Genomic DNA, 26,655 nt, shown 5'->3' with positions numbered 1-26,655 from the left:
CCGTGTCGGAAATGAGCCTAGAGACCCAACCGAGCGCTGGCACGATCGGGTTGGATGACCTGGTTGCAGATACCTGGGCAGGGAGGATACGAATCCCTCATTTCCAGCGTGACTTTCGATGGGGCTCCAAAGACGTCGTTCGTTTGCTTGACAGCATTGATCGTGGCTACCCCATCGGAAACCTGCTTCTATGGGAGCGGCAGAGCCCAAAGGCAGTTTTGACACTCGGGGCGCTTACTATCAATGCCCCCAGATCCGAAAAGGGTCTTTGGGTTGTTGACGGGCAACAGCGAATTATTAGCCTAGCCAATGTTCTGCATCGAGATGGCGCCTCGGATTCGCGCTTCGAGATCTATTACGATTTGCAGGAACGTAAATTTGTACAGAGCCCTAGAGTTGTATCTCCACATCTCATTCGGGTGCCAACACTCTTTGATATCGAATCACTCATTGACTGGTTTCACGCTAAGGGCCCTGATTTCGATCGCGAATATCTAACGACGGCCACACGGGTAGCAAAAAGACTTCGCGAGTACAAAATTCCGGCCTATTTTGTTCGCGTTGATGATAAGGACATTCTAACGGATATCTTCGATAGAATGAATAATTACGGGAAGCGACTACGACGTTCTGAGGTTTTCGAGGCCCTATATTCAGGGCCTGAAAACGCGGTTGATGACCATCTGACAATACCTCGTATCGTATCTAAGATCGACGCTGCCACGGGATTTGGTCAAATTCCAGAAAGGACGGTACTCGCATCAATCCTCGTTCGACGCGGCAGTGATCCAACCCGAGATATTCACAGTGAGTTCGCGGGTAATGATCTCGGGAGCACGGGAACGCGATCTAGTAATGATTTCCCTGGAGAGGATCGAGACACGGCGTATGAGGAAGGGGCGGCTGCTCTACACAGAGCCGTTGAATTCCTGCAGCAGCACGCGTCCGTGCCTCATGCGGCGTTCCTTTCATACGAGGCCTTGCTTGTAGTTCTTACTCGATTCTTCGCTTTCTTTCCTTCTCCTAGCGCGAATAGTCTCCGCTTGCTGCGTCGCTGGTACTGGCGCACCACGGCCGCGGGGCCGGTGGTGTTCCGGGGCAGTTTTAGCCAAATGGCTCGCGCATTGCCGAGCAGAATTAGTCGCGGCAGTGAGCAAGGGTCTGTCCAGGCACTTCTTCGTGTGATTGGAAACGAAGATCGGTATCCGCTTGACTTCCCAAGTCAGTTCCGGACCAATCACGCTTCGTCTAAGGCAATGCTGTGCTCGTGGTGGGACCGTGGACCAAGATCCTTCGAAAGTAGCGAAGCCTTTGAAATTCACGACCTGGCTGCCATTATTGGAGAAAAGACCACAGCGCGTCCGGCTGTTCAGAGAATTTATCCACAGTCTTCCGCTGAGGATTTGTATCTAAGTCCAGCAAATTTCTTGTTGCTCCCCTCTACCGAGGAACCAGCGCCAATTTCGGCTGCGATTGAGCTTGCTACTGATCCGATTCTGCTGGAGTCCCACTTGATTGAGCGAGGAGCGTATCGGCAGCTGGTGGATGTGGGCCCTAGGTCATTCCTTCACGAGCGAAACCGTCTGCTGGAGGAGTGGTTTCGTTCCTTCTTGAGCCGTGCCACCGAATGGGGATTCGAAGACACCGTTGATATTCAATCAATGGATTTCGATGGCGAGGAGTAGGGAAACATTGTCTCAACGTGTTGTGGGTTCTTATGCGGTTTTGCTGCACGGATCTCAGATTGGGCGTATCCATCACAGCGGTGACTTCTCCGAGTTTGAGTTCACTGCCCAGTACTTGCAGAACCCGAACCGTCCCGTGCTCGGTCTTTGGTTCGAGGAACATCTCAACGAGTCCTGTGCGTCAGCGCTGCTTCTTCCGCCGTGGTTTTCCAATCTGCTCCCGGAAGGGCCCTTGCGACAGTGGATCGCAGAAGACAGAGGCGTCTCAGCTGAGCGAGAAATGGAGCTTCTAGCGCAGGTAGGTCATGACCTTCCGGGGGCCGTTCAAGTTGTTGCGGCTGAGGAAGTGGAGACATCGTCAAACATCGAGGCGATTTCCGTTATGCGCCCGGTCTCTCCAGCTCCCGGGGTTGAATCCGCTTGGCGGTTCTCTCTTGCCGGGGTGGCATTGAAATTTTCGATGCTTGAAGTCAGCGATCGATTGACTATTCCGGCAGCTGGTGAGCATGGCGATTGGCTTGTGAAGTTTCCGGACTATCGTTATCCGAACGCGCCAGTGAACGAGTTTCTTATGATGCGAATGGCGGGAGAAATCGGAATCGACACTCCGGAAGTGAGGCTGATTCACCGCGACGAGCTCCCCAGGCAACTTCCTAAGCGGATGTGGCCGGGGTCGGAGCAGTTCGCGTACGCGGTTCGAAGGTTTGACCGTAAACCGGATCGCTCACGAAGGATGGTTCACGTTGAAGATTTCGCTCAAGTCTTGAACAGATGGACTGAACCGACTCGTCATACTCAAGACAAATATCGAAGTAAATTTGAGACCGTTGCGGGAATCGCCTATCGTGGGCGAGATCTGAATTCGCTAGCAGAGACTGTTCGTCGCATTTCCTTCAACGCAGTTATCGGAAACGGAGACGCACACCTTAAGAACTGGGCACTCATATATCCTGATGGGCGGAATCCAAAGCTTTCTCCCGTTTACGACCTTGTATCGACGATCGCATACCAGCCGCCCGATGAAGTCCCAGATTTTGGTCTTAAGCTTGCGGGTAGTAAAAGGTTCGATCAAATTCGCGCTGACTCGTTCGTGCGCCTGCAGCGTACGCTGCAAGATCGATTTGGGGCCATTAATTTGGATCTAAGTCAGATCGCTAGAGACACTGCTAGTCGAGTGAGTTTGGCTTGGACGGAGGTCCAGGAACAGTATTCGGAACTGGCGGAGCTCTCACCGAAGATCGACACTTGGATCGAAGATGCCAGCGCAAGACTGGCTACAGCGGCATGACTTTCGATGAGCCCGGCGCAGTAAACGCTTCGGCGGCGCCCCTCGGTCACGAAATCGGCGCGGCCTCGCCCCTCCGCCGCAAGGCCGCCGCGCTCCGCTTCCTCACCGAGATCGCCGCCTGGGCCGCCATCGGCATGGCCTTCGCCCAGATCTCCATACCCCTCGCGATCGCCGTCGTGCTCGCCTCGATCGCCCTCCCCACGGTTTACGCCACACCCGGCGACAAACCGCAGGCCATGGTCCCCGTGCCCGGCTGGGTGACCGTCGCGATCCTTGCCGCGACCATGGCCGGCGGCGTCGCCGCCGCCTGGATCGCCTGGCCCTGGTGGGGCGCCGCCGCATTGAGCGCGTTGACGATCGCGAGCCTCATCGCGGAACTCCCGCGCTGGCGCTGGCTGTTCGGCGTCCGCCGGTAATGCCGGCATCACCGGCGGACGCCGAAAGCTAAGCGTCGAAGTCGGTGCCGCGGGAGACGTGCTCCCACGCCGCGAGCTCCTCGGTCTGGGACTTCAGCTCCGCACCGATCGCATCGGCCGCGTCGTTGCCCAGTACCAGCCGCAGCGGGACCTGCTCGGCCGCAAAGGCCTCGAGGACTGCGGCGGCGGCCTTCGCCGGATCGCCCGGCTCCTTGCCGTTCGAGTCCGGGAACGCGGTCCTGAAGGGCCCCACGGTCCCCTCGTACGCCTCGAGCGGCGCCGAGACCGACTGCGAGCCGCCGGTCAGGCCGGTCCGGAACGCGCCCGGTTCGACGACGAGCACGTCGATGCCGTGCGGCGCGACCTCCGCGACGAGCGCCTCGCTCAGTCCTTCCAGCGCGTGCTTCGTGGCCGAGTAGGCGCCCACGCCGGGGAACGACATGCGCCCGCCCATGCTGCTGAACTGCACGATCGCGCCGCTGCCCTGGGCGCGCATGTGCGGCAGGACGGCCCGGACCAGGTCGGCGGGGCCGAAGAAGTGCAGGTCCATGAGGGAGCGGAGTTCGGCGTCGGTGGTCTCCTCGACCGCGCCGATGTGCCCGCGCCCGGCATTGTTGACCAGGACGTCGATGCGGCCGTACCAGAGCACGGCCTCGGCCACGACCGCCTTGATCTGCGCGGGGTCGGTGACGTCGAGCGCCACGGGGATCGCCCGGCCCGGGTGGGCGGCGGCCAGGTCGTCCAAGGTCTCGGGCTTGCGGGCGGTGGCGATCACGGTGTCGCCGGCCGCGAGGGCGGCTTCGGCGATGGCGCGGCCGAAGCCTGAGGAGGTGCCGGTGATCAGCCAGACGCGGCCTTCGGCGGTGCGAGTGGGGTTGTCGTTCATGGTGTTCCTTCCATTGCGGTGTGCGGTTCCTTTATCCCCCTTGATGAACGGGTGCGTCCAATACCGGAATCGGAAGACGTCATAAACGCTGTTTATGATCGCTGGATGGAGTTGCGGCAGCTGCGGTACATGACGGCGATTGCCGAGTACGGGAACCTCGGGCGGGCGGCGAAGGCGCTGTACGTGAGCCAGCCCGCGCTCTCGTACGCGCTCAAGCAGTTCGAGACCGAGCTGGGTCTGCGGATCTTCGACAGGACTCCGGCGGGCGTCGTCCCGACAGCAGCCGGACGCGAGGTGCTGGACGCGGCCGCCGAAGCGGTCGCGGCGGCCGATCGAGTTGCGGCAGTGGCGGATCGGCACCGTCACGGACAGCTGCTCCGAGTCGGCTTCGAGGCGAGCGGCGCCGGCGAGCTGACCACGCGGGCCCGCGCCGAATTCGCACGCCGCCGCCCGAATGTGCGCGTCGGGCCCAAGCGGTTCGACTGGGGCGGTGAGGCGGCGGCGCTGCGGGAAGGCCAGGTCGACGTTGCTTTCGTCTGGCTCCCAGCCGATCTCACCGGCTGCCGGAGCATCGTGGTCCACACCGAGCCGCGCGTCGTGGGCCTCCCCGTCGGGCACCGGCTCGCCGCGCGCGAGGGCGTGAGCGTGGTCGAGACCAACGGCGAACCGCTCATGTGGACGGACAAGGCGCCTCGGCCGTGGGTCGACTGGTGGGCCGTCAACCCGCGCCCGGACGGCTCGGAGCCCCTGTGGGGACCGCAGAACGACAACGTCGAGGAGATGCTCGAGCAGGTCGCCGCGGGCGCCGCGATCTGCTTCGCGCCGCAGAGCATGGCCGCCTACTACGCCCGGCCCGACCTGGTGTGGGTGCCGCTCACCGATGCCGAGCCGCTGCGGGTCGCCCTGGCCTGGCGCGGGAACGACGACTCGCCGCTCGTGCGCGGGTTCGTCGAGGTCGTTCGCGAACTCGCCTCCATGTGACGCGCGACTCATCCCTTTCGTGGGACCCGGCGGTCACACTCCCGGCCCGGCTTTCGTCCTTGTGGTGTAACCGCCCAACCCGAAAGGAACACCGCGATGAGCACCTACCCCCGCATCGAGAACCCCGTCCAGCACCTCCCCGTCATCGGCGAGATCGCCGCGGCCGTCAACCGCGTGAACGAGGAAGGCGTGCTGCCGAAGACCCTCGTCAACCTCGTCGGCCTGCGCGTCGGCCAGCTCGTGGGCAGCTCCTATTTCACCGCCCGCCAGCTCGGCGACTCCGAGGACACCCTCGAGCGTCTCGGCGCCGTAGCCACCTGGCGCACCTCGCCGTTCTTCACCGAGGCAGAGCGGGCCGCACTCGCCATCACCGAGGCCGTGCACACCCCCAACCCGACCGGCGAGCGCGTCAGCGACGAGCTGTTCGACGAAGCCGCGAAGCACTTCAGCGACAAGGAACTCACCGTCCTCACGGCCGTGCTCGGCCAGATCGGGTACTTCATTCCGCTGGCGCTGATCGGCAACCCGAAGGTCGGCGTCTCCTTCGCAGAGCAGTGGCAGAAGTAGGTCACACGGGAACGGGCCCGCGCTCGGCGCGGGCCCGATCGGCTAGGGGTCGGCGGTGCTGCAGCGCCGAGAGTGTGCGCGGCGATGCCGTCGCAGGTGAGAGCGATCGCGGCGGTCTCGCTGCGGCGCAGAGAGGAGGCAGGTCGGCCGGAGGTTCAGGCCAGGGCCCCGAGGATGAGCGCGGCGGCGGCCGGGATCAGGTACAGGACCGGGTAGAGGACCGTGGCGTACGAGCGGGCCCGCAGCACGGTGACGATCGCGCCGAGGAAATAGAGGATGATGCCGACGGCGGCGGCCACGCCGATGAACGGGACGAACAGGCCGACGATGAGGCCGAGCGCACCGGCGGCCTTGGCGAGGCCGAGCCAGGGCCACCACGACTGCGGCACGCCGTAGCTCTGCAGGGGCTCGACCACGAAGGCGGCCTTGGTGAGGATCGAGTAGGCCGAGAAGCCCACCCAGAGCGCGGCGGCGATGGTGACGATGATGTGGGCGATGGTCATGGGAGTGCTCCGGTTCGGTTCGCGGTGACGCTGACATCCGGTTGAACCGCGGCACGGAGCGAACGTGACAGCGAATCCCGTCAAGTGGCCCGGATCACGGAGGCTGCTCGCCGGATACTGGCCGCCGGCCGCCGGCTCAGCGCGGGAACCACAGGAGGGAGGACCGGCCAGTCGCCGGCCCGTGCGGGCAAGAGCCCTGGTCAGGGCCGAGCCGTCCGCGGGCGTGGGGAAGCCGCAGGCACGAGTGGCCCGCCAGCGTCGGGAAGCCGGAGGCCGAGTGCAACCTCGATGGCGCGCTTGGCTTCGCTGATGCCGGATGCATTGCGGTCGAGTAGACCGGGCCGCGCTCGAGGATCGCGGCGAGGCTCTAACGGCGGTGATGCTGAGAACTGCGGCCCTGAAGGGCGAAACCGCAGCTCTGCCACCGAAACAGCTGCACATCAGCCCTCGCCCGAGTGCGGCTCCCGCGCGAGGCGCTTAGGATTCGGCGATGCAGATGATCGAGGCCGGGACCGTGACCATCACCGATCGGCGCACTGAGCGGAGCTGGACGGTGGAGATCGCACCGTTCCTGCTGTCGCCCTTGCAGGTCACGCGCCGCGCGATCGGTGAGGCGTTCGGCATCGAGATCACCGGGGCCGAGAACGGCGACGACCTGCTTCCCGCGACGAGCACGTCCTGGTTCGACGCCGTCCGGTTCTGCAACCGGCTCTCCGAGCAGGAGGGCCTGCGACCTGCCTACGCGATCACCGGCGAGGAGTCGGCGATCGAAGCCGAAGCGGGCGGAGCACCCCGAGCGAGCAGCGCCGAAACGGGCCAGGTCAACGGAGCGGACATCGCCGAAGCCGATCGAGTGCCCGGAGCCGACATCGCCGAAGCAGACACGGCCAAATCCGGCGGGAGCAATGCGAGCAGTGCCGAGCTGGGGTGGAGCAGGACAAGCGCGGGCTCCGGGAGCGAGGCGGTCGTGTGGGACCGCACCGCTGACGGGTACCGGCTGCCCACCGAAGCCGAGTGGGAGTACGCCTGCCGGGCCGGGACCACCGGCCCCCGCTACGGCGAACTCGACGAGATCGCCTGGTACCGCGGCAATTCCGGCGAGCGCCTGCATCGCGGCGGCGAACTGGCGGCCAACGCCTGGGGCCTGTACGACATGCTCGGCAACGCCTGGGAGTGGTGCTATGACGTCTACGACGCCGAGGTCTACCGGGACTACCGGGTGATCAAGGGCGGCGGCTGGTTCGACGAGCACTGGTCCTGCCGAGCGGGCGTGCGCCGCCGCACCATGCCCACCCTCCGCATCGACGACCTCGGCTTCCGCCTGGCCCGCAACGCGTCGCGCTGAGCTGGCAACGGATGCATCCCGAGGGCCTGCAGAGCCAGTGGGACCGCACGGAACTCCTAGTGCCTTCGTTGACCGACGCCGCCACGGCCGTGTCCACCGGCACCGGAGTCCTCGGTAGGCCTGATCCGAAACCGTCCCCGCGCATCCGCGCGGCCTTGAGCGGTGATGTCGGCGAAGGCCGTCGATGAGCCGGTGACCGCATCGAATCGCTGCGGGCACCGCCCGGCTGTCACTGCGCGACTTGCTCGGTCGCAGCCGGTCCGCCATCCGGAGTATGCGGACGGGCGCGAGGCCATCGGCCTCGCGCCCCGCTACGTCTCGTCGGTCAGGCGTTCAGGGACTTCCAGAACTCCAGGTGGTGCTCGTCGGCGAAGTCGATGGTCCGGGCACCCTCGGGGGTGAGCTGGCGGACGCGGTCGCCGCCGTCGGCCTCGGTCCAGCGGCCGCGGCCGTCGGGGTCACCGGTGCGGGCGAAGGTGCTCCAGGCCTTGACCATCCGGTCCGCCAGGGGTTCGACCTCGGCGCTGCGCTCGGCGAAGATCGTGGTGTCGAACAGGAAGGCTACGTCGACCATGTGGAAGGCGTCCATCTCCCACGAGGGGGCCTGGAAGTCGTTGAAGTACGGGGTGCTGCTGGCCGACATCTCGTAGGCGTAGGTCGGCACCTGCTCGGCGAGCACGTCCACAGTGGCCGAGAGGTTCGCGGCCCAGTAGGCGTCGGTCTGCGCGGCGGCGAGGGCCTTCGCCGGGTTCTCGTAGTCGCTGAGCGGGTACTGGGCGGCGACGGCGTCGGCCTGCCCGGGGAATGCGGCCTCCAGCGCCGGGTAGTACTCGTCAGCGGTCATCACGTGACCGGTAAGGACCTCCATGCCGCCGGTCATGAGCTGGTTCTCGTCGCGGTTGATGCCGGTGAGGACCGGCACGTCGTTCACGGCGCCGGAGGCGATCGCGTCGGCGGTGGCGACGGGCATGACCGGGCCGCCGTCGACCGGCTGGAACTCCTGGACGTTCGCCGTCGCGGCGTTCAGGTCCTCCGGTTTCAGTGCCCGGAGGCAGGCTTCGGCCTCGTCGAGGTCGGTGCACTTGAGCTGTTCGGCCACCGCGATGTCACGGTCCTGGCCTTCCTCTCGTGAAGGCGCCCAAGGGGATGCGCACGGGGCGCTCTGCATGATCGCCTTGTCGAAGAGGCCTTCGGAGGTGGGCGAGGTGAGGTGCGCGCAGACGTCGAAGCCGCCGCCGGACTCGCCGAAGATGGTCACATTGTCGCCGCTACCGCCGAAGGCTTCGGCGTTCTCCCGGACCCAGCGCATCGCGGCCTGCTGGTCTTCGAGCCCGTAGTTGCCGGAGGTGGTCTCGCCGCCTTCGTCGAGGGCGGGGTGGGCGAAGGATCCGAACACGCCCTGCCGGTAGTTGACGGTGACGACCACGGTCTTGCCGTCGGTCACGAGTCGTGAGGGGTCGTACTGCTCGGCGGCGCCGTACGAGTTGCCGCCGCCGTGGAACCAGACCATGACGGGCAGGTCGTCGCGCTTGGAGTCGGGCGAGTAGACGTTGAGGTAGAGGCAGTCCTCGTGGATGCTGGGAATGCCGGGCATGGGGGCCGAACCCTGGGCGCAGGCGTTGCCGAACTCGGTGGCTTCACGAACGCCCTCCCACGGTTCGGCCGGTTCGGGTGAGGCCCAGCGCAACTCGTCGACCGGCGGTGCGGCGTAGGGGACGCCGAGCCAGGAGCGGACGCCCTCGGCGGCGGCGCCCTGCAGCGCGCCGAGCTCGGTGTCGACGAGCGTCGGGGCGGAGGCGGCCGCGTTCGCGGTGGCGGTGCCGAACGCGATGGAGGCGGCGGTGATGCCGACGGCGGCGAGGCTGGCGGCGATGGTCTTGGCGGTCTTGGGGAAAGCCATTGGGGGGCTCGCTTTCGAGTGGTGCGGAACGGGGTTCGTCCGCGTCTGGCAGAACCGTACCAAAAATTTGCGCAAACGTGCAAGGCGATCGCCTAATAATTTTGCGCAAGGCGTTCGCGCTAGGCAAATGTGCAGGTCGCTGCTAGGATCGGCGCCATGGGAAACCGGGAAGCGCTCCTCGACGGAGCCAAGCAGTGCCTGCTCGAGAAGGGCTACGACCGCACCACGGTGCGCGACATCGCCACAGCCGCCGGCGTGAGCATGGCCGCGATCGGCTACCACTACGGCTCCCGCGAGGCTCTGCTCCAGCAGGCCCTCTTCTCCTCACTCGAGGACTGGGACGCCGGCCTCCAGGCCCAGCTCGCCAAGCTCGACGAGCCGAAGGGCCCCAAGCGCTTCGAGGCGATCTGGAACCTCCTCATCGACCACGTCAAGCGCAACAGGACGATGTGGATGGCGAGCTTCGAGCTGTTCATGCAGGCCCAGCGCACCCCCGAACTCGCTGAGGTCTACGCCCAGGGCCAACCGGGCGCGACCGCCGCAATGGCCGCCCTCGCCACCGGCGAGCTCGAGGAGACCATCGACGCCGAGACGATCCGCACCGTCGGCTCAGTCCAGATGGCCCTCGTCAGCGGCGTCGTCATGCAATGGATGTCCTACCCCGACAACGCCCCCGGTCCGCAGGAGATCGCCGCGGGCCTCCGAGGACTTGTGGCAACCCTCGACTGATCGCCGCAAGCGCCCGGTGGGTACAGCGAAAGGGGCGAGCCGCCGAAACGACTCGCCCCCTTCCCCTTGCGCGCTAGCGGCTCGAGCGGAGCGTCTGCAGCGAAACCGCAGCGGCCCAGAGCCAAACAGACGCACCGCCGGCGAGCATCAACCGGTAGTCCGTCACCACGATCGCGATCACGGTGAGCACCACGTCCAGCACGACCACGGCATAGCAGGCGGCGCGCCAGGCGCCCTGTCCTTCGCGCCCGAACCGGCGAGCAAACACGAACGCGGCGATCAGCAGCGTGATCCCGGCCCCCGGGGCCGCGAACGCGTGCAGAATGCTGTGCCAGCTCTGCTCGGCCGGCGCGCCGTCCGGCGTCCCGGCCGGGTACCCGAAGGCCGGGTCGGCGACGAACACGCCGCCCCACACCAGCGCGATCCCGTACAGCCCGAACAGCCTCGGACCCCACTTCGCCCCCGGTCCACTGCCGAGCGAACGGTGCAACCCCACCGCGCCGAGCAGGGCCAGGAGCCCGGAGACGATGAAATTCGTGATCTGGATCCAGCCGAGTTCGCTGAGGCTCAACATGCTCAGCGGGTGCACGACCGGATCGAACCCGTCGCGGGTCGCCGCCTGAGCGATCGTGGTGGCGACGAACAGGGGCCCGGCGATCACCCCGCACGCGAGCAGTCCGCGGGTGGTGGCGGACTGCTTCACGCGGGTGACTGAAGGGGCTGAAGTGACTGCATTCATGACGAGGGCTCCTCGGGGTGGTCGTTGGGTTATGCCCATTTAGACGACGCCAAGAAGCCGGATTCATCGGCAGCGGCGGGCATCACAGACCAAACCCGATCCGGCTCAGTCTCCGCAACGTGGCGCTTGGCCGCCCGAGCATCCGCCAGGATTCGTGTACCCCACGATTGGCACCGACTTGTTAGCTTCGATGGGTTCTTCTTTGGTGACCCAGCGCCACAACGACTCCGAGGAGCTACATGAGCACCGAGCCTGACGCATCCGGCATCACCGATGCACTCACCAAGGCACTCCAGGTCGTCCAGGATGGGCAACGCGCACAGGAGGAGGCCGGCAGCCAGACCGTGGAGGTGGAAGTCGCCGAGGGCATGATCCGGGTGGGCGCCACTCTGGCCGGCAAGGTCACGGTGAAGCTCGTCGACCCGCGCTCAGTCCGACTCGGCATCGAGGTCTTGAGCGAGGAGATCACGATCGGCGTCAACGCCGCGCTCGACGCCGCCCGGGAGCAGGCCGGCATGCCCGGCGCGATCGACCTCGACGCGCTCTCGGAGAAGGTCGAGGAGATTCAGCAGCAGTCGGTGCAGCGGCTCAGCTCGTTCATGTCCAGCCTTGCCGACTCGCAGGCGAAGATCGTCCGCGCTGCGGCCGAAGCCAAGGGAGTCGAGTAGTGGGAAACCTGCAGATCGACCCCGATGGCCTCGACCAGGCGGGACAGAGCATCGAAGGCACCGCCGAGAAGTTCTTCGCGGCAGTGGACCGATTCGCCGCCAGCATCGAGGGCGTCTCTGAGGCCTGCGGCAGCGACGAGATCGGCGGCCTCATCGATCAGGCGCACACCGAGGTCTTCGAGTGGGCGAAGGAGTGCTTCCAGGAAGCGGCCCAGTCGATGGCCGACGCCGGGTTCGACGTCCGCGACTTCGCCGCTCAGCATCTTGCCGCCGACGACGAGATCGCGCAGATCTTCACGCAGCTCAGCAGTGAGTTGGGTGGTTCTTGATGGCGATCATGCTTCCCTCGGAGCTGGCGAGCCTGCTCGGGATCCTGGGTTTCGACTGGCCGCAGTCGAACGAGGACAATCTGATGGACTTCGGCCAGGCCTGGATGGACTTCGGCAACGAGCTGTCCGAGATCGCCGGCGAAGCCGGCGGCAACGCCGCCCAGGCCTGGACCGACCAGATCGGCAAGGACATCGACGCCTTCCAGACCTGGTGGGAGAGCGAAGACGGCCCCTCCAAGATCCTCGACACCGGCTCGATCGGGGCGATGATCGCCGGGGTCGGGCTCATCATCTGCTCCGTCATCGTCTTGTGCCTCAAGATCATGGTGATCGTGCAGCTGATCGTGCTCGCGGTACAGATCGCCATCGCGGTTGCACAGGCTGCAGTCACCTTCGGCGCCTCGCTCCTGCAGGTCCCGATCTTCCAGCAGCTTGCCCGCACGGTGGTCAGCAACCTGATTCAGGAAGCCGTCTTCAAACTCCTCGAAGCGTGAAGCGAGCCAGAACATGTCTAAAAAAGGCGGCGGCAAACTCGTCCGTGCAGCATTTCAGTTCCTGAAGAAGGCTCACAAGCGCCCCGGTGGGCGAAACCGGATGTCGGGTGAGCGACTCGATCACCAACAGCGTGGTGGCATCACGTACAGCAAACAGCACAGCAGTCTGACAATGACCGGGTACCACCACCGACCTGGCGGCATCGACCATTACGGTCGACGCACAACGGACGTCGGCGATCGGTGGGACAACGGCGTGTACTCGGGGAAAGTGGAAATCCAGAACCCGAGTCCTCCGCCACCTTGGATCCCGAAGCTCACGACCGACGGGAAGAGCACGTTCTTTCCCGACGACTGGAGTGCTGAGCGCATCGACAACGCGACTTCGGATGCGTTCAAGAACAGCACCTCTCGAAACCCGGCCAAGGGCACTTGGGAGGGCTTCTCGGACGGCGTATGGATCCAGGGGCGCTACGATCCCTCCACCGGCAACATCGGACACGGGTTTCCGTCGGGTAACCAGCAGACTGGGAGACCATGAGCATTCACATCAACGATCAGGGCATCCTTGAGATCCCGGATGAGTATGACGACACGCTCGGAACGTTCCTGTTCCTCGAGATCGGATACGACCCCTACAAGTGCCTGGTCGCGCTCTTTCATGTGGCACAGATCGTGCAGCGCCGTTCCACGCGGCAGGCGGTCGGCGGGGATTCGGTCTCTGTGGAGGTAACGCCAGAGATCGCGGCGATGCAGGACCACTTTGCGCCGTCCCGTAGTAAGAACATTCCGTTCGAGGACTTCAAAGCGGCAGTCGAAGAGCTGTGGGTTGTCATATACCGCGCCAACAGTGAGGACCGCCCAAGCCGCGTATTCCGTCCGGATCTCTCCCCTGCCCAGGGAGATCTTGTCCTGTGGGAGCAGACCTTTAAACAACGGCACCCTTACCGGGGCCAGATCGAAGGCATTCCGGCTCACGGGCCGGACTGAACAACGGCCGTACTCGGCTCACCGCCGCCCGGGCGAGCGATTGCCTGTGGCGCGTTGCGCGGTGTGATCTGCTGCAGGGTCAGCCTTCGGGGTAGAAGACGAACAGGCGGCAGCCGGTTGTTGATTGCGGGATGTGGCTGGATCCGGCGGGGCAGCGGATGAAGGAGCCGGGCGGGTAGTCGCGGACGCCGTCGTTGAAGGTGCCGGAGACGACGAACACCTCTTCGGGGCCGGGTTCGTGGACGTCGAGGTTCGGCCAGACGGCACCGGGGGCGATGTCGACGATGTGGCATGAGCTGCCGCCCTTGCCTTCCCACATGCGGCGAAGGCCGATGCCGTCGGTGAGATTGCGGGCGGGCGGCGACCTGGTCAACGCGCTGACCGCCGCTGCCGAAAGGCGCTGACCACGCGTCGAAGCCGTGAGATGGTGCGAAGACACGCCTCGCTAAAGGTGTCGTTCCCGCGCAAATCGCCCAGCGGCCCATACGGTTCGAGTGACCACGCCACTCACCGATGGGACTTGCCTTGAGCGACACCGACCTTCACGGTTCCGACATCAGCAGCTACGAAGAGGTCGAGGAGCAGGAGTCCGGTACACAATGGACTTCAGTGCCGTTCGTCAGCCGCTATACCGCCACCGCTGAAGCCGTGAAGAACGCCGGCAGTGAGGGCGCCCTGAGCACCGGGATGAGCATCGCGGGTGAGATCAAGGGGCTCGGCGCCGATGTGATGGGCGTCCTCACCGATCCCATCGGCACTCTCGTCGGCGCCGGGCTCACCATCGTCCTCGACCTCGTGCAGCCCTTCGATGAGCTGCTCATGATGGTCTCGGGCGACGCCACCGAGATGCAGCGCCAGATCGACGTCCTCGGGCAGGTCGAAGCCGCACTCGGGGCACTCGACGAGGAGATCGCGAGCGCCGCCGACTCCAATGTGACCACATGGGACGGTGAAGCGGCCGCCGCGGCAGGGAACGCCATCGGTGGACTCGCCGCCACTGCGGGATCGATGGGCGAGCGCGCCAAGGACGTCGCCGCGCTCCTCGACTGGGCGCGGATGCTCGCCGAGACGATCTACGAGGTCATCAAGGCGATCCTGACCGAACTCGTCTCGTGGGCGGTCACGCGCGGCGTCGTGGCCCTGGCGACGAGCGTCGCCACTGCGGGCGCTTCGGTCGCCGCGTTCGTGATGGACGCCGTGGTCTCCGCGTCGCGGATGCTCCTCAAGGCCACCAGGAAGTTCCAGTTCGCGTCGCAGATCTTCATGAAGCTCCTGAAGTTCCTGCGCGCCAACCCTGTCGTGAACCGGGCCGCAGGCGAGTACCGGCTCTGGAAGGAGCTCCTCACGGTCGCGGGCACCGCCGTGGTCGACACTGCGAAGGGCGCTGCGGCCGACATCTACGGCCACGTCTCCGATGCGCTCGGCGGCGAAACGGGGACCATGACCTCCCTGGTCGGCGACGCCAGCCGGTGGCAGGTCGACCCCGGTGAACTCGAAGCGGCAGCGGGGGCCCTCGACGATTTGGCCCCGAACGCGGAGGCGATCGCCACTGTCGCAGGCGAAGCGGGCGCTGCCGAGATGACCTGGGGCCTGCCCGGGCTCTTCTTCGCGGAGGCCTATGCGGAAGGCTGCGCGGAGCTGTCGAACCTCACCGACCTGCTCGGCGCGTCCATCGGCCATCACGCCGAAGGTCTGCGCCAATGCGCCGAGACCTACAGCCAGGCCGACGCCGACATCGCCGCCGAGTTCGAGAAGCTCGCGACAGAACTGACGGGCTGACTTCCGATGCGGGCCTAACGGGTTCCGTAGTCGGCGGCGAGGGACTGGAGTTCTTCCAGTGCCTCTCGGATCATGGTGGGCAGGTCCAGTCGGTCCGGTCCTTGGATCCACCGCTCGAAGGCGACCTTGAAGACCGCGATGCCGGTCTCCGCGGCGAGTGCCGCGGCCGAATCGGCGATGCCTCTCGCGCGCAACGTCTCCGTGAGCAGTGCGGCCATGGTCGCCATCTTGATCAGTTCCCGCTCTTGGAGTTCGGGGTTCTCGTCGATGACGGCCTGGCGCTTGCGGGCCTTCTCGCGGCGTTCCTGCAGCACCGCACCCATCGCCGTCAGGGCGGCCTCGACCGCGCCCAGTGCTGAGGCGTCGGCGGGGGCCGAGGCGACGGCCTCGGTGATCCCGGCGTGCAGCTGGCCGGGGAAGCCGAAGAGCACTTCGCGCTTGTCGGCGAAGTGCCGGAAGTAGGTGCGCTCGGTGAGTCCGGCGCGCTCGGCGATCTGCGCCACCGTGGTCTGCTCGAAGCCGCGCTCGCTGTACAGCTCGAGGGCGGCCTCTTCAAGGCGTCCTCGCGCGTTCGGTTCCCATCGGCCCATGGCCACATTCTAGTTGACGACAGTGACTGACATCGGATACGTTGACGTCAGGCACTGACATCAGCCGTTCCCGTCACGGGACGGCCCGTCGCAAGGAGCACCACATGCGCGTATTCGTCACCGGGGCGTCCGGATTCATCGGCTCAGCCGTCGTCCCCGAACTCATCACCGCAGGTCACAGCGTCATCGGCCTGGCCCGGTCCGACGCTTCGGCCCAGAAGCTCGAGGCCGCCGGAGCCGAGGTCGTGCGCGGCGACATCGACGACCTCGACCTCCTCAAGCGCACCGCCGCCGACGCCGACGGCGTCATCCACCTCGCGTTCCAGCACGACAAGGCCTTCTCGGGCCGCTTCGGCGAGGCCGTCGAAGCCGACCGCCGCACCATCGAGGCCTTCGGCGACGCCCTCGCCGGCACCAATCGGCCGTTCCTCCTCGCGTCCGGCGTCATCGAGACGCCCCCGGGCGGTCTCGCGACCGAACGCGACGAGCCCGAACGCTCCGGCCCCGTCGAAGGCGCCGCCGGACGGTTCGACAACGCGCGGCTCGCCATCGCACTCGCCGAACGCGGCGTCCGTTCCTCCGTGCTGCGCCTGCCGGTCGTGCACGGCGAAGGCGACGTCGGGTTCCTCGTGACCCTCATCGAGATCGCCCGCGCCAAAGGCGTCTCCGGGTACATCGGGGACGGGCACAACCGGTGGAGCTCCGCCCACCGGGCCGATGTGGCAGTGCTGTGCAGGCTCGCGATCGAGCAGGCCCCCGCCGGATCGGTCCTGCACGCCGTCGACGACGAAGGCGTGCCCGCCCGCGCCATCGCGGCGGCGATCGGCGGTCGGCTCGGGCTGCCCGTCGTCTCGATCCCCGTTGAGGAGGCGCCGGAGCACTTCGGTTGGCTGGCATCGTTCTTCCAGATGGACCGCGCCGCGTCGAACGCGTTGACGCGCGAACTCCTCGGCTGGAATCCGAAGCAGGCGAAGCTCATCGAAGACCTCGAAAAGGGCCACTACTACGAGTCGCCCGCCGCCTAGCGGTCCGGCTCTCGCAGGCCGGTCGTCCCGCCGCCGGGCGGCCGGTCGCAGACCCGGTCGGCGGCTCGAAAACTCGTTGACAGGCGTTTCGCCGGCACCTACCGTGGTCGGTGGATCCGCAGGTCGCGGTCTGGAGTTCGGGCCGTGAGGCCCTAGAAAGCAGTGTCCATGCCCCGGTGTGCGCCGAGTGCGCCTCCCCGCATCGCGTAAGACCCCGATGAAGCCGCCGCCTTCCTTGTGCGGCAATCGGACGCGATGCCGATGCGTCGCCTCGTCCCCGTGACGCCTGCCCCGCAGGCGCCGGACGCGCGCGCCCACCGGCGGCCGCTCGGCCTCTCTTGCTGTCACTGCAGATTTCCTCCAGCAAGGAGCCTCCGAGGTGTCGAACACCAGCAACACGCTCAAGATCCACACGTTCACCTGCGCATGGTGCGGCCTGACCGTCACCAGGAACGCCGCCGACGACTCGGTGCGCAACCACTGCCCGTCCTGCCTGCACTCGCGGCATGTCACCGACCATGTCGAGGGCGGCCCGAGCGACTGCGAGGGGCGGATGACCCCGATCGCCATCGCCGTGCTGCGGACCGGCGACTGGATGCTCGTCCACCGCTGCGTGCGATGCGACGAGCTCACCTCCAATCCCGTGTGCGCGGACGACAACCAGCTCATGCTCATGCGCATGGCCGTCCGTCCGCTCGCGCAGCCGCCGTTCCCGCTCGAAGCGCTCGGCAGCCTGTAGGAGGTGCGACCATGCCACGACGTACTCGACGGGATGAAGCGCATCACCAGCGCCGCAAAGAGGTCCTGCACGCGGCCGGCGGTCACCGGGCGAACGACTTCCGCTGTGTCGGTTGCCGTCTGACCGTCTCGGTGAGGGCTCCGGGGACCGCGCATCGCAACCACTGCCCGAACTGCCTGGCCAGCCTGCACGTGGACCGCCGCATCCCCGGCGACCGGGATTCGGCGTGCCGCGGGCGGATGGAGGCGGTGGCGATCTTCGCTCGGCAAGACGGCGAGTGGATGATCGTCCACCAGTGCCTCTCGTGCGATGAGCTCAGCACGAACCGCATCGCGGGCGACGACAACGTCCTCGCCTTGATGCAGTTGGCACTGAAGCCGCTCCAGGACACCGAACGCGCGAGCCGCACTTTGCTCGCTCTCTGAGTGCCCTGTTCGGCCGTCACGCGGCGTGGCTCAACGCGCTGCGTGGCGGCCGCTTTTGGGAAAGGAGCGGTTCAGACCCAGTTCGCCCTGCGGGCCGCTCTGCGCATGACGCGCATGAGGAGCGGGCCCGTGAGGAGTACCAGGGCGACCGTTGTGATCGCCCGGCCGATGTCCCAGCCCAGGGAGGTCGCGAGCGAGTAGGCGAGGAGCCGCGACAGGTTCTCGCCGAAGCCGCCGCCCGGCACGTACGCGAGGTTGCCGTGCGTGATCGCGAAGGGCCAGAAGGACAGGTTGAGCAGCAGTCCATAAAGGAGTGATGAGAAGGCGGCGTAGACGGCCAGGATCGCCAGTTCGGTGGTCCGGCCCGTGCCGGTTTCCGGGGTGCGCGGCAGGAGGCCCGCGCCGAGGGCGACGAACGCCGCCGCGAACATCTGGTAGGGCAGCCACGGCCCCACACCGCCCGTGAGCAGCGCGGACGCGAAGAGGCCCGTGCAGCCCAGGATGAACCCGAACCCCGGCCCGAACACTCTGCCCGCCAGGATGAGCAGGAAGAACACGGTTTCGACGCCGGCCGCGCCCGCCCCGAACGGCCGCACTGCCGCGACTACCGCCGAGAGGACCCCGAGCATCGCCACCGCGCGGGCGTCCAAGCCGCCGTCGGTGAGCTGGAGGAGGACCACGGCGGTGACGAGCGGCAGGAGCAGCGCGAACAGCCAAGGACCGGAGCTCGTCTCAGTCAGCGCGCCGCCGGGGGCCGCGAGCAGCGGCCATGACATGGCGACCAGTCCGAACCCGGCCGCGAGCGTGAGGGCTACCGCGGCCTTCCAGCGGACCGCCGGGCGCGGTGCTGCGACCGGCGATTGCGCAGGTCCGGTCGCTTCGTCGCGGGTTGCCGACGGGCTCGAAGCATCGGGTTCCGTCGCCTCGCTGGTCCCGGGCGGGTCCGACGGCCGCGGCTCAGGCTCCGTCGTCATCGCTCGTCCCGCTGTCGGCCGCGCCTTCGCCGCTTCGGCCCAGGGCCTCCGCCACTTCCGCCACCGTCAGCCAGCCCGGCAGGACCTTCTCGACCTGCGGGGCGAACATCGGCGATGCGGCGACGATCTGGCGAGCAGGGCCGTCCGCCACCACCTCGCCATCGGAGAGGATCACGACGCGGCTCGCGAACTCCGCGCAGAACTCCACGTCATGGGTCGACACGACCACGCAGTGACCGGCATCGGCGAGCGTGCCCAGGCGCGCGGCGAGCGCCTCCTTCGCCGGATAGTCCAGGCCGCGGGTCGGCTCGTCGAGCAGCAGCAGCGGCGGTGCGGCCGTGAGGGTCACGGCCAGGGCGAGCGCGAGGCGCTGGCCTTCGGAGAGGTCGCGCGGGTGCGCGTTCTCGTCGATGCCCTCCACCAGGTCGGCGAGGATCTTCGCGCAAGTGCCTGACGGGACGCGGCCGTCCTCGTCGGCGCCCTCGCATTCGGCCGCAACGGTCTCCGCGTACAGGAGGTCGGCTGGCTCGGCCGGGACGAGACCGGCGAGCGTCCGACGGTCGGCGGGCTTGTGCGCCGCAGGATCGGCGCCGCCGATCGCGACCGTGCCGCCCGAGCGCTTCCCGGTCCCTTGCAGCGCCCAGAGCAGACTCGACTTGCCGGAGCCGTTGCGGCCCATGACGGCGATGCGCTCGCAGCGCCCGGCCACGAGGTCGATCCCGTTCACGGCCCGGACCCCGCCGGGGTACTCGACGCGGACACCGCGGGCTTCGAGGAGCGGCGGACCGGCCTCGGTCGGCGCGCTCTTGCGGCGGCCGGGCGCGGCGTCGACGACCGGCGTCGGGCGGTGCCCGGCCAGGGACTCGCGCAGGCCGGCGGCGTGCCGTCTGGCCTCGCGGATCGTCACCGGCGGGCCCGGCCAGCCGGCGAGGCGGCCGAGTTCCACCACAGGCGGGGCGATCGGCGACGCGCCCAGGACCTCGCCCACGGGCCCTGCGGTCACCTTGCCGCCGTTGAGGAGCAGCGCGGAGTCGGCGTACTGGGCGACGCGCTCGAGCCGGTGCTCGGCGAGCAGCACGGTGACGCCGAGGTCGTGCACGAGCCGGTGCAGCGCCGAGAGGACTTCGTCGGCCGCGGTCGGGTCGAGCGCGGAGGTCGGCTCGTCCAGGACGAGCGCGGCAGGCCCGGCGACGAGGGCCGCGCCGATCGCGACCCGTTGGCGCTGGCCGGAGGAGAGGGCGGCGAGGTCGCGGTCGCGCACGTCGGCGAGGCCCAGGAGATCCACGATCTCGGTGACGCGCTTGCGCATCGCCGCCGGGTCGACGCCGAGTTGCTCGGCAGTGTAGGCGAGCTCGCGTTCGACCTCGTCGGTCACGAAGCCCGCCAACGGGTCCTGGCCCACGTAGCCGACGAGGTCGGCCAGGTCGGCGGGCGTCGAGCCGCGGACCTCCCTGCCCGCCACGGTGATCCGGCCGGTCATGGTGCCGCCGGTGAAGTTCGGGACGAGGCCGTTCACCGCCTTGAGGAGCGTCGACTTGCCCGCGCCGGTGGGCCCCACGAGCAGGCAGAACTCGCCCTCGGGGAGGTCGAAGGAGACGCCGTCGAGGACGGGCCTGCCCGTGTAGGTGAAGGTGACGCGGTCGAAGGCGATCCCGCCGGGGTTCATGGTGTTCCTCCTCTTGAGGACGGCGCGAGCAGTGCGGGCGCGGTGGCGAGGAGGATGCCGCCCGCGGCCCACATCGGCAGGTCGGGCACCGCGAGCGGGTTCGTGGCCGGCCACAGCGCGGCCGGCTCAAGGATGCCACTGAGGACGGTCCCGACGACGGCCGCGGCGCCCGAGGCGACGATCGCCCAGTCGCGCCAGCCGAAGCGGTCCGGCCGGTACCGGGTGTGCGGGACCCTCTTGGAGGCGAACGCGATCCCGAAGGCCGATACGGCCGCGCTGCAGGCGACGGTGGTCCAGGCGAGCGGGGCCGGTGTTGCGGCGCTCAGGAGGGCGTACGCGCCGGCGCAGAGTCCGATGAGTCCAATGAGGAGTGCGGCGCTGGTGGCGCGGCGGGCCGGGACGGGGATGCCCGCGGATCGGCCGTACCCGCGCGAGGCCATGGCGGCGGCGAGGGCGAGGGAGCGGTCGAGCGCGTCGTGCAGCACCGGCGAGACGACCGTGCGCATGAGGTTCGCCGGGGTGCGACTCGTGTTGCCGCGCAACGCTCTTGCGCGCCGGACGCGTCCTACGCTCTCGACGAGCTGGGGCGCGACGGAGAGCGCGACGACGACCGCGACGCTCACTTCGTACAGCGCGGCCGGTACCGAGCGGAGGAGGCGTCGGGGGCTCGCGAGGGCGTTCGCCGCGCCGACGCAGACGAGGAGGGTGGCGAGGCGCAGCCCGTCGTAAGCGGCGGCGAGTGCGCCTTCGGCGGTCACATCGCCGCCGAGCCGGAAGCCCGCGGCCCATTCGGGAAGCGTCGCGGAGGGGAGGGAGAAGAGGACGGTGGGGCCGTCGGAGCCGCCGAAGACGATGTAGAACGCCATGCGGACCGCGATCGCACTGAGGCCGATGACGAGGAAGACCCGGTACGCGCCCGACCATGGCTCTGAGCCGCGGCACCAGGTGACGACCAGGCCCGCGACCGCGACGATCAGGAGGAGGAGCCACGGGTTCGCGGTGCGCCCGGCGGCGGTGGCGAGGAGCAGCGCCCAGCCCCACCAGGCCACGGGGTGGGTGGTGTGGCGGGCGGCTTTCAGCGCGGTGCGGGGCCGGATCGTGGTGTCGGCTGGGGTAGGCATGCCGCTGGGCCCGCTCACGCGCGCCGGTCGCGGCGCACGCGCCAGACCACGAGCCCGGCGATGACCGCGAGCGCGGCGACGGCGAACAGCCACGTGTAGGAACGTTCTTCGGGCGCTTCGGCCTCGGCGCCTTCGGTCGCGGCGGCGGCATCGGCGGGCGAGAGGCCGGGTGCGGATCCGTCGCCGAAGGACCAGCCTTCGACATCGCCCGCTTCGGGGCGCGAGTCCGCGCCGCCGACGGGCGAGTACGACCATTCGGCGGCGCCGGGCTCGGCGTGCCAGTACGACCAGTACTCCTTCGCGGGAGGCGCTGCGCCGCAAGTGCTCTCAGGCAGCTCGTCGATCCGGCAGACCATGCCGCGGATCGAGGCCACCTCGGTGACGGAGAACCCGGCCTGCGCGAGCGCGTCCAGACCGTTCGACGGATCGGCGGCACAGCCCGTGGCCGGCTCGGCGGCGTCGGCGGCCGCGAGCGCACCGAAGTCGACCACGACGGTCACCTCAGTGCATCCGGACTCCGCGAAGGCGGGTGAGGTCGGGACCGTGACGGCGAAGAGCGAGGTGAGGAGCGCGGCCGCGAATGTGTGGAGGTGAGCGCGCAGGCAGCGGCCGGCGGGGTGGGGGGGGGGGGGGGGGCGGGGGGGGGGGGGGGGCCCGGGCGGGGCGGTTTGGGGGGGGGGGGGGGGCCGCGGCCCCCCGCGGGGGGGGGGGGGGCCGCCCCCCCCCCGCTGCTCGCTTCGGGACACGTGCCGACTATTGCTTGTCGGTGTCGTCGTCCGCAGTCGGTTCGGCGGACTCGTCGTTCGGTCCGACCGCGCCCTTGCCGGACTCGCCCTTCGGCTCGTCAGCAGGGGTCTCGTCAGCGGCGGGGGCCGCGGCGGCGTCGGCCTTGCTACCGCGACGCGACTTCAGGGCGAAACCGATGATCAGGGCGGCGAGCACCACCACGGCGGCACCGATCACCCAGGGCAGCCACGAGGCCGAACCCTCGTCGTCACCATCGGCGCTGGCCTCGCCAGTGCCCTCGCCAGTGCCCTCGTCACCGGCGTCGGCGCTCTCGCAGCCGGTGCCCGGCACCGAGGCTTCGATGCCCGTGGCGTCCAGGTTCGCGAGGTCCTGGCCCGCGATCGGGACGATCGCCTGCGCAGTGGCGAGCAGACGCGAGACCTCCACGAAGTCCCCGCTCTCGGGGTTCGTGTACATGATCGCGCCCGGCTCTTCGCCGGTGCAGCCGTACTGCAGCGTGATCAGGAACGCGACGGCCCGCTCGGCGGCGTCGACCCGGTCGGCCGCGAGGAACGCCTGCGCGGCCATCGCGGTCGAGTTCGCGTTCTCGCCGAAGCCGTTGTCGAACCCGCCGCTCTCGGCCTGCGCGCCCTCGAGCCATTCGATCGCGGAGGTCAGCGGAGCCGAACCGGGGTCGCCGAGCGTGGCCAGCGCCGAGGCGACCAGGCCGGTGGTGTCGGGGTCGGAGACGCAGTCGTCGCCGCCGTCGACGTCCATGAAGTTGAACCCGCCGTCCGGGCATTGGATGGCGGCGAGGCCGGCCGCGGCCTCGGCACCCGCGGGGGTGTCGGTGCGGGAGAGGCCGAGCACGGCCCAGGCGGTGGACGCGGCGGTGCCGTCGCCGTAGGTGCCGGTCGCGGTCTGCGAGGCGGTGACCTCGGCGGCGAGGCTGATCTCGGCGAAGTTGGCCGGGTCGCCGCCGGCGGTGGCGACGGTGTACATGACCTTGCCGGCGGCGCCGGCGTTCAGGGCGGGCTCGGTCGCGCCGTCGGGCGTGGGGAGCACGTAGGGGGTGAGGACCTCGTTGCTGTTCAGCCATTCGAGGGTGGCCTGCACCTGGTCGCCGCCGACGCGGGCGGCTTCCAGGGCGATGACGGCGTCGAGGGAGGACGAGATGTCCTGGCTGTTCCAGGACGTGCCGTCGGACTGGGCGACGAGCCAGGACGCGGCGGCCTGGGCGGGCTGCGCGAACGGGGCCTCTTGGGCCTCAGCCGGTGCGGCTGAGGCGAAGACGGTGATGGGCACGACCGCGGCGGCGGCCAGCAGTCGTGCGGGCAGGTGGCGCAATTGCCTGACCTTTCCTAGAGCGAGTGGGTCTTCGGGCAGGCGGCGGCGCCGCAAGCGCCTGTAGACCACGACAGGCGTTGACAATTCGGGTGGCGTCGGCGGGCATTCGGGCTCACGCGGGTGGACCGAGCGTAGAGAAGGGTGCTCGGCATTTGTCCGAGTTGACGGACCGCGACTACCGTTGCGGGTCAGCGCCGGCCTTTCACCGGACTTCCCCCGCCTGGCGCCTGTTCAGTTTGGGGTCATTCTCGCGGGTGGATTCGCTGGGTGTCAAGCTGACCGGTCGCGCAGTGCAGCCGTTCACTCGCGCCACGCGAGTGAACTCTCGCCTTCCGGTTATTGACCCGTAGCACCGGGTGTCGATACGGTGCACAACGTGAGCAGAAATAAGAACGCCGATTTGGACAGAGTTCTTCGCGCTGCGACACGGGTCTTCCTGGAGCGCGGGTTCTCCGCCACCTCCATGTCGGACCTCGTCGCGGCGACCGGCATGAACCGCGCCGGGCTCTACGCCGCATTCGGCTCCAAGCACCAGCTCTACATCACGGCACTGGGCCGCTACCGGGAGGACACCGAGCCGGAGCTCCGCTCGATCACCCTTCGCGCCCTCGAGCGCAAGGACGACGAGCGGGTGGACGCGCCGCGGGTCGTGGGCGACCTGCTCGACGTCGTCGCCCGCCATTCGAAGGAAGGCGGCTTCGTCGTGCGCGCCGCGGTGGAGCTGGCCGACGACCCCGCCACGATGCGCCGCGTCCAGGAGGCCTGGACGGAACTCGAACGCGATCTCGCCGCGATCCTGGCACGGGCGGTCGAGCGCGGCGAAATGGACCCCGGGACGAACCCCGACCGGCTGGCCCGCACCGTCCTCGTGTTCGTGCAGGGCGCGCTCGTCCTCGGCCACGCGGACGAGGACGACCACCGCCTCGCCGAAGCGGCGATCGGGCTCGTCGGGCTGCTGGCGGGCTACAAGCCCTCGGCGACCGACGACGAGATCCGCAGCCAGGCCGCCGACGACGCCTTGCTCAACGAGTCGTAGCGGATCGGCTCGCCTGAGTCGAGCAGCTTCTCGTACGGCGCGAGCAGGACCGCCCTCGTCCGGGCCGCGAAGTGCCGCTGCACCGCGGGCAGGTCCACGTCCTTGCGGTGGGCGGGCATCGACACCACCGACACCGCGCCGCGTACCAGGTCGCGGCGACCGGTCTGCTCCAAGTGGTCGAGCATCCGCGCGGCGGTCTCCGCCGAGTCATTGCGGGCCGACATCGTCACCACCAGCTGGTCGGTCGCGTCGATCGCCGCCTGCCAGTTCGCCGCCCGCACGTTGTTGCCGGTGTCGACCACGATGAGCTTGTAGAAGCGCGACACCGCCTCGCGCAGGTCCCCGAACGCCCGCGACGTGAGCATCTCCCCGGCCGTCGCCGACTCGTCGGAGGCCAGCACGTCGAACATCGCGCCGCCCTGGGCCCGCACGTACTGCGAGAGGTCGCCGATGCGGCCGGTCGGGCCGCGGAAGTGGTCGAGGTCCCGGAGCAGGTCGCGGACGGTGCGGACATGGAAGTCCTGCTGGGCGCGCATGCCCAGCGTCCCCTGCGTCTCGTTGTTGTCCCAGGCGAGCACGTATCCGCCGCGGTGGCGGCCGAAGGTCATGGCGAGCATGAGGACCGCGACGGTCTTGCCCGCGCCGCCCTTCGGGTTGACCACGGTGATCTGGCGCAGGCCGCCGAAATTGCGGCGCACGGTGTCGACCGCGCGCTGGCGGGCGCGTTCGCGCGGGCCGGGCGGGAGGGCGATCATGCCGAGGCTGAAGCGGTGGAGCGCCCCGCGCAGGCCGGTCTCGGCGACGGGCGGGCGCGGGGGCACGACCCGGCGGGACGCGAAGTCGTCGGCGGTCACGCCGAGGCGCTCGAGCGCGCCCGCGTGGTCGGGGAACACCGGGACCGGGACGTGGACCGGTGAGGTGGACATGGGCGGCCCGCCGACCTGGTAGTCCGATGAGGACGCCGTGGGCGGGGCGGGCCAGCCGTCGGCGCCGGTGCGGGCCTGCGGCGCCTCGTACTGGGAGGGCGGCGACTCGTAGGTGGGCTGCGCGCCGGGCATCGCGGTCGCGGGCGGCGGCGGCGCGCTCGGCACGTGGTCGCCGCTGCGCGCGTTGCGGATCGGTCCGGGACCGGCGGCGGGCGGCTGGTTCATGACGTCCTCGGGAGCGCTGAGCTGCTCTTGCACTGCCGAAGACGCCTGGTAATGCTCGTGCACTTCCGGAGCCCAGTACTGCTCGTAGACCTTGGGCGGCGCGCTCTGCTCATAGTGAACGCTTGGCGGCGCGCTTTGCTCGTGGTTCGCGCCGGGCGGCGTGCTCTGCTCATGGTCTGCGCCGGGCGGCGTGCTCTGCTCGTGGTTCGCGCCTGGTGGCACGCTTTGCCCATGGTCTGCGCCGGGCGGCGTGCTCTGCTCGTGGTCCGCGCCTGGCGGCGCACTCTGCTCATGGTCCGCGCCTGGCGGCATGCTTTGCCCACGGTCTGCGCCTGGCGGCGCACTCCGCTCATGGTTCACGCCTGGCGGCGCACTCTGCTCATGGTTCGCGCCTGGCGGCGCGAACGGCGACCAACCAGGAGCATCGGGCCGGTGCAGAGGCACAGTGTCCTCTTCGGTGTGCTCCATCGGGGCCTCCCAGTGCGCGCATGCGCTCAGCGTCAGAGTGCGGTTACCCGACTATTGTGGCCCATACGCCCGTCATCGCGTGGGAACT

The 26,655-nt window shown here is 68.3% G+C and carries 28 protein-coding genes and 1 pseudogene; 17 read left to right on the top strand and 12 right to left on the bottom strand.

The window, feature by feature from the left end; genetic code table 11:
* The first annotated feature begins 11 nt into the window (after positions 1-11).
* From O2L52_RS14810 to O2L52_RS14800, 3 genes are read left to right on the top strand one after another with little or no spacing between them, the layout of a single operon-like run.
* Positions 12-1,685, top strand: coding sequence for a DUF262 domain-containing protein (locus O2L52_RS14810; RefSeq protein WP_270116665.1), 1,674 nt, complete (start codon positions 12-14; stop codon positions 1,683-1,685).
* The gene (locus O2L52_RS14805; protein WP_270116414.1) at positions 1,648-2,973 is read left to right on the top strand and encodes a type II toxin-antitoxin system HipA family toxin; all 1,326 of its coding nucleotides are present in this window, start codon (positions 1,648-1,650) and stop codon (positions 2,971-2,973) included. Before O2L52_RS14810 ends, O2L52_RS14805 begins: the two co-directional genes overlap by 38 nt.
* Positions 2,970-3,389, top strand: coding sequence for a hypothetical protein (locus O2L52_RS14800; RefSeq protein WP_270116413.1), 420 nt, complete (start codon positions 2,970-2,972; stop codon positions 3,387-3,389). The genes O2L52_RS14805 and O2L52_RS14800 overlap by 4 nt, the downstream gene beginning before the upstream one ends.
* 28 nt (positions 3,390-3,417) lie before the next feature.
* Here O2L52_RS14800 and O2L52_RS14795 read toward each other — a convergent pair whose 3' ends face one another.
* The gene (locus tag O2L52_RS14795; RefSeq protein WP_270116412.1) at positions 3,418-4,275 is read right to left on the bottom strand and encodes an oxidoreductase; all 858 of its coding nucleotides are present in this window, start codon (positions 4,273-4,275) and stop codon (positions 3,418-3,420) included.
* A gap of 105 nt (positions 4,276-4,380) precedes the next feature.
* Here O2L52_RS14795 and O2L52_RS14790 point away from each other — a divergent pair, with 105 nt between their 5' ends.
* Together O2L52_RS14790 and O2L52_RS14785 are read left to right on the top strand one after the other, a co-directional pair.
* Positions 4,381-5,256: a LysR family transcriptional regulator gene (locus O2L52_RS14790; protein ID WP_270116411.1), complete on the top strand. Its 876-nt coding sequence runs from the start codon at positions 4,381-4,383 to the stop codon at positions 5,254-5,256.
* A gap of 96 nt (positions 5,257-5,352) precedes the next feature.
* A complete protein-coding gene (locus tag O2L52_RS14785; RefSeq protein WP_270116409.1) occupies positions 5,353-5,823 on the top strand; it encodes a carboxymuconolactone decarboxylase family protein in 471 nt (156 codons plus the stop codon).
* A gap of 155 nt (positions 5,824-5,978) precedes the next feature.
* Here O2L52_RS14785 and O2L52_RS14780 read toward each other — a convergent pair whose 3' ends face one another.
* Positions 5,979-6,326, bottom strand: a complete 348-nt coding sequence (locus tag O2L52_RS14780) for a DoxX family protein (RefSeq protein WP_270116408.1) — start codon at positions 6,324-6,326, stop codon at positions 5,979-5,981.
* Between the two features lie 490 nt (positions 6,327-6,816).
* Between O2L52_RS14780 and O2L52_RS14775 the strand changes: the two genes are divergently transcribed.
* On the top strand, positions 6,817-7,671 hold the full coding sequence (locus O2L52_RS14775; RefSeq protein ID WP_270116407.1) for a formylglycine-generating enzyme family protein: 855 nt from the start codon (positions 6,817-6,819) through the stop codon (positions 7,669-7,671).
* Positions 7,672-7,996: 325 nt separating this feature from the next.
* Here O2L52_RS14775 and O2L52_RS14770 read toward each other — a convergent pair whose 3' ends face one another.
* Positions 7,997-9,571 (bottom strand): carboxylesterase/lipase family protein, encoded by a 1,575-nt coding sequence (locus O2L52_RS14770; RefSeq protein ID WP_270116406.1) that lies wholly within the window; start codon positions 9,569-9,571, stop codon positions 7,997-7,999.
* Positions 9,572-9,727: 156 nt separating this feature from the next.
* On the opposite strand from O2L52_RS14770, the gene O2L52_RS14765 reads away from it, so the two are divergent.
* Positions 9,728-10,300, top strand: coding sequence for a TetR/AcrR family transcriptional regulator (locus tag O2L52_RS14765; RefSeq protein WP_270116404.1), 573 nt, complete (start codon positions 9,728-9,730; stop codon positions 10,298-10,300).
* 73 nt (positions 10,301-10,373) lie between these two features.
* Here the strand turns inward: O2L52_RS14765 and O2L52_RS14760 are convergent, their stop codons facing one another.
* Positions 10,374-11,039 carry a DUF998 domain-containing protein gene (locus tag O2L52_RS14760; protein WP_270116403.1) on the bottom strand — a complete coding sequence of 222 codons (666 nt, stop codon included), beginning with the start codon at positions 11,037-11,039 and terminating at the stop codon, positions 10,374-10,376.
* Between the two features lie 239 nt (positions 11,040-11,278).
* Between O2L52_RS14760 and O2L52_RS14755 the strand changes: the two genes are divergently transcribed.
* Genes O2L52_RS14755 through O2L52_RS14735 form a run of 5 tightly spaced genes read left to right on the top strand, consistent with a single transcriptional unit; the run spans position 11,279 to position 13,520 of the window.
* On the top strand, positions 11,279-11,707 hold the full coding sequence (locus tag O2L52_RS14755) for a YbaB/EbfC family nucleoid-associated protein (RefSeq protein WP_270116402.1): 429 nt from the start codon (positions 11,279-11,281) through the stop codon (positions 11,705-11,707).
* Positions 11,707-12,036, top strand: coding sequence for a hypothetical protein (locus tag O2L52_RS14750; RefSeq protein ID WP_270116400.1), 330 nt, complete (start codon positions 11,707-11,709; stop codon positions 12,034-12,036). Before O2L52_RS14755 ends, O2L52_RS14750 begins: the two co-directional genes overlap by 1 nt.
* Positions 12,036-12,530, top strand: coding sequence for a WXG100-like domain-containing protein (locus O2L52_RS14745; protein ID WP_270116398.1), 495 nt, complete (start codon positions 12,036-12,038; stop codon positions 12,528-12,530). The genes O2L52_RS14750 and O2L52_RS14745 overlap by 1 nt, the downstream gene beginning before the upstream one ends.
* 13 nt (positions 12,531-12,543) lie before the next feature.
* Positions 12,544-13,071 (top strand): EndoU domain-containing protein, encoded by a 528-nt coding sequence (locus tag O2L52_RS14740; RefSeq protein ID WP_270116397.1) that lies wholly within the window; start codon positions 12,544-12,546, stop codon positions 13,069-13,071.
* Positions 13,068-13,520, top strand: coding sequence for a hypothetical protein (locus O2L52_RS14735; RefSeq protein ID WP_270116396.1), 453 nt, complete (start codon positions 13,068-13,070; stop codon positions 13,518-13,520). The genes O2L52_RS14740 and O2L52_RS14735 overlap by 4 nt, the downstream gene beginning before the upstream one ends.
* A gap of 79 nt (positions 13,521-13,599) precedes the next feature.
* Here the strand turns inward: O2L52_RS14735 and O2L52_RS14730 are convergent, their stop codons facing one another.
* Positions 13,600-13,893 carry a cupin domain-containing protein gene (locus O2L52_RS14730; RefSeq protein WP_270116395.1) on the bottom strand — a complete coding sequence of 98 codons (294 nt, stop codon included), beginning with the start codon at positions 13,891-13,893 and terminating at the stop codon, positions 13,600-13,602.
* A 152-nt stretch (positions 13,894-14,045) separates the two neighbouring features.
* Between O2L52_RS14730 and O2L52_RS14725 the strand changes: the two genes are divergently transcribed.
* Positions 14,046-15,299: a hypothetical protein gene (locus tag O2L52_RS14725; protein WP_270116394.1), complete on the top strand. Its 1,254-nt coding sequence runs from the start codon at positions 14,046-14,048 to the stop codon at positions 15,297-15,299.
* A 14-nt stretch (positions 15,300-15,313) separates the two neighbouring features.
* On the opposite strand, the gene O2L52_RS14720 is transcribed toward O2L52_RS14725, so the two are convergent.
* Positions 15,314-15,889 carry a TetR/AcrR family transcriptional regulator gene (locus O2L52_RS14720; protein WP_270116393.1) on the bottom strand — a complete coding sequence of 192 codons (576 nt, stop codon included), beginning with the start codon at positions 15,887-15,889 and terminating at the stop codon, positions 15,314-15,316.
* Positions 15,890-15,993: 104 nt separating this feature from the next.
* Between O2L52_RS14720 and O2L52_RS14715 the strand changes: the two genes are divergently transcribed.
* From O2L52_RS14715 to O2L52_RS14705, 3 genes are all read left to right on the top strand, one after another.
* Positions 15,994-16,914: an SDR family oxidoreductase gene (locus tag O2L52_RS14715; protein WP_270116391.1), complete on the top strand. Its 921-nt coding sequence runs from the start codon at positions 15,994-15,996 to the stop codon at positions 16,912-16,914.
* A gap of 379 nt (positions 16,915-17,293) precedes the next feature.
* Positions 17,294-17,653, top strand: coding sequence for an RNHCP domain-containing protein (locus O2L52_RS14710; RefSeq protein ID WP_270116390.1), 360 nt, complete (start codon positions 17,294-17,296; stop codon positions 17,651-17,653).
* Between the two features lie 11 nt (positions 17,654-17,664).
* Positions 17,665-18,078, top strand: a complete 414-nt coding sequence (locus tag O2L52_RS14705; protein WP_270116389.1) for an RNHCP domain-containing protein — start codon at positions 17,665-17,667, stop codon at positions 18,076-18,078.
* Positions 18,079-18,149: 71 nt separating this feature from the next.
* Here O2L52_RS14705 and O2L52_RS14700 read toward each other — a convergent pair whose 3' ends face one another.
* The 5 genes from O2L52_RS14700 to O2L52_RS14680 all read right to left on the bottom strand — a co-directional run bounded on the left by O2L52_RS14700 (position 18,150) and on the right by O2L52_RS14680 (position 23,912).
* Positions 18,150-18,854, bottom strand: coding sequence for an ECF transporter S component (locus tag O2L52_RS14700; protein WP_270116388.1), 705 nt, complete (start codon positions 18,852-18,854; stop codon positions 18,150-18,152).
* 181 nt (positions 18,855-19,035) lie between these two features.
* Complete coding sequence (locus O2L52_RS14695) at positions 19,036-20,718, bottom strand: ABC transporter ATP-binding protein (RefSeq protein WP_270116387.1); 1,683 nt, start codon at positions 20,716-20,718, stop codon at positions 19,036-19,038.
* A complete protein-coding gene (locus tag O2L52_RS14690; protein ID WP_270116386.1) occupies positions 20,715-21,839 on the bottom strand; it encodes a CbiQ family ECF transporter T component in 1,125 nt (374 codons plus the stop codon). The genes O2L52_RS14695 and O2L52_RS14690 overlap by 4 nt, the downstream gene beginning before the upstream one ends.
* 14 nt (positions 21,840-21,853) lie before the next feature.
* The gene (locus O2L52_RS14685; RefSeq protein ID WP_270116385.1) at positions 21,854-22,330 is read right to left on the bottom strand and encodes a hypothetical protein; all 477 of its coding nucleotides are present in this window, start codon (positions 22,328-22,330) and stop codon (positions 21,854-21,856) included.
* Between the two features lie 262 nt (positions 22,331-22,592).
* A complete protein-coding gene (locus tag O2L52_RS14680; protein ID WP_270116384.1) occupies positions 22,593-23,912 on the bottom strand; it encodes a prenyltransferase/squalene oxidase repeat-containing protein in 1,320 nt (439 codons plus the stop codon).
* A 400-nt stretch (positions 23,913-24,312) separates the two neighbouring features.
* On the opposite strand from O2L52_RS14680, the gene O2L52_RS14675 reads away from it, so the two are divergent.
* Complete coding sequence (locus O2L52_RS14675) at positions 24,313-24,948, top strand: TetR/AcrR family transcriptional regulator (protein WP_270116383.1); 636 nt, start codon at positions 24,313-24,315, stop codon at positions 24,946-24,948.
* Here O2L52_RS14675 and O2L52_RS14670 read toward each other — a convergent pair.
* Positions 24,876-26,087, bottom strand: a pseudogene (locus tag O2L52_RS14670) (MinD/ParA family ATP-binding protein); the annotation flags it as partial. The gene O2L52_RS14675 and the pseudogene O2L52_RS14670 sit on opposite strands and share 73 nt — an antisense overlap.
* Positions 26,088-26,655: the final 568 nt, after the last annotated feature.

Origin of the sequence: Glycomyces algeriensis, from assembly GCF_027622855.1 — a bacterium.
Lineage (GTDB): Bacteria > Actinomycetota > Actinomycetes > Mycobacteriales > Micromonosporaceae > Glycomyces > Glycomyces algeriensis.
This window is presented reverse-complemented; position numbering and strand designations above follow the sequence as displayed.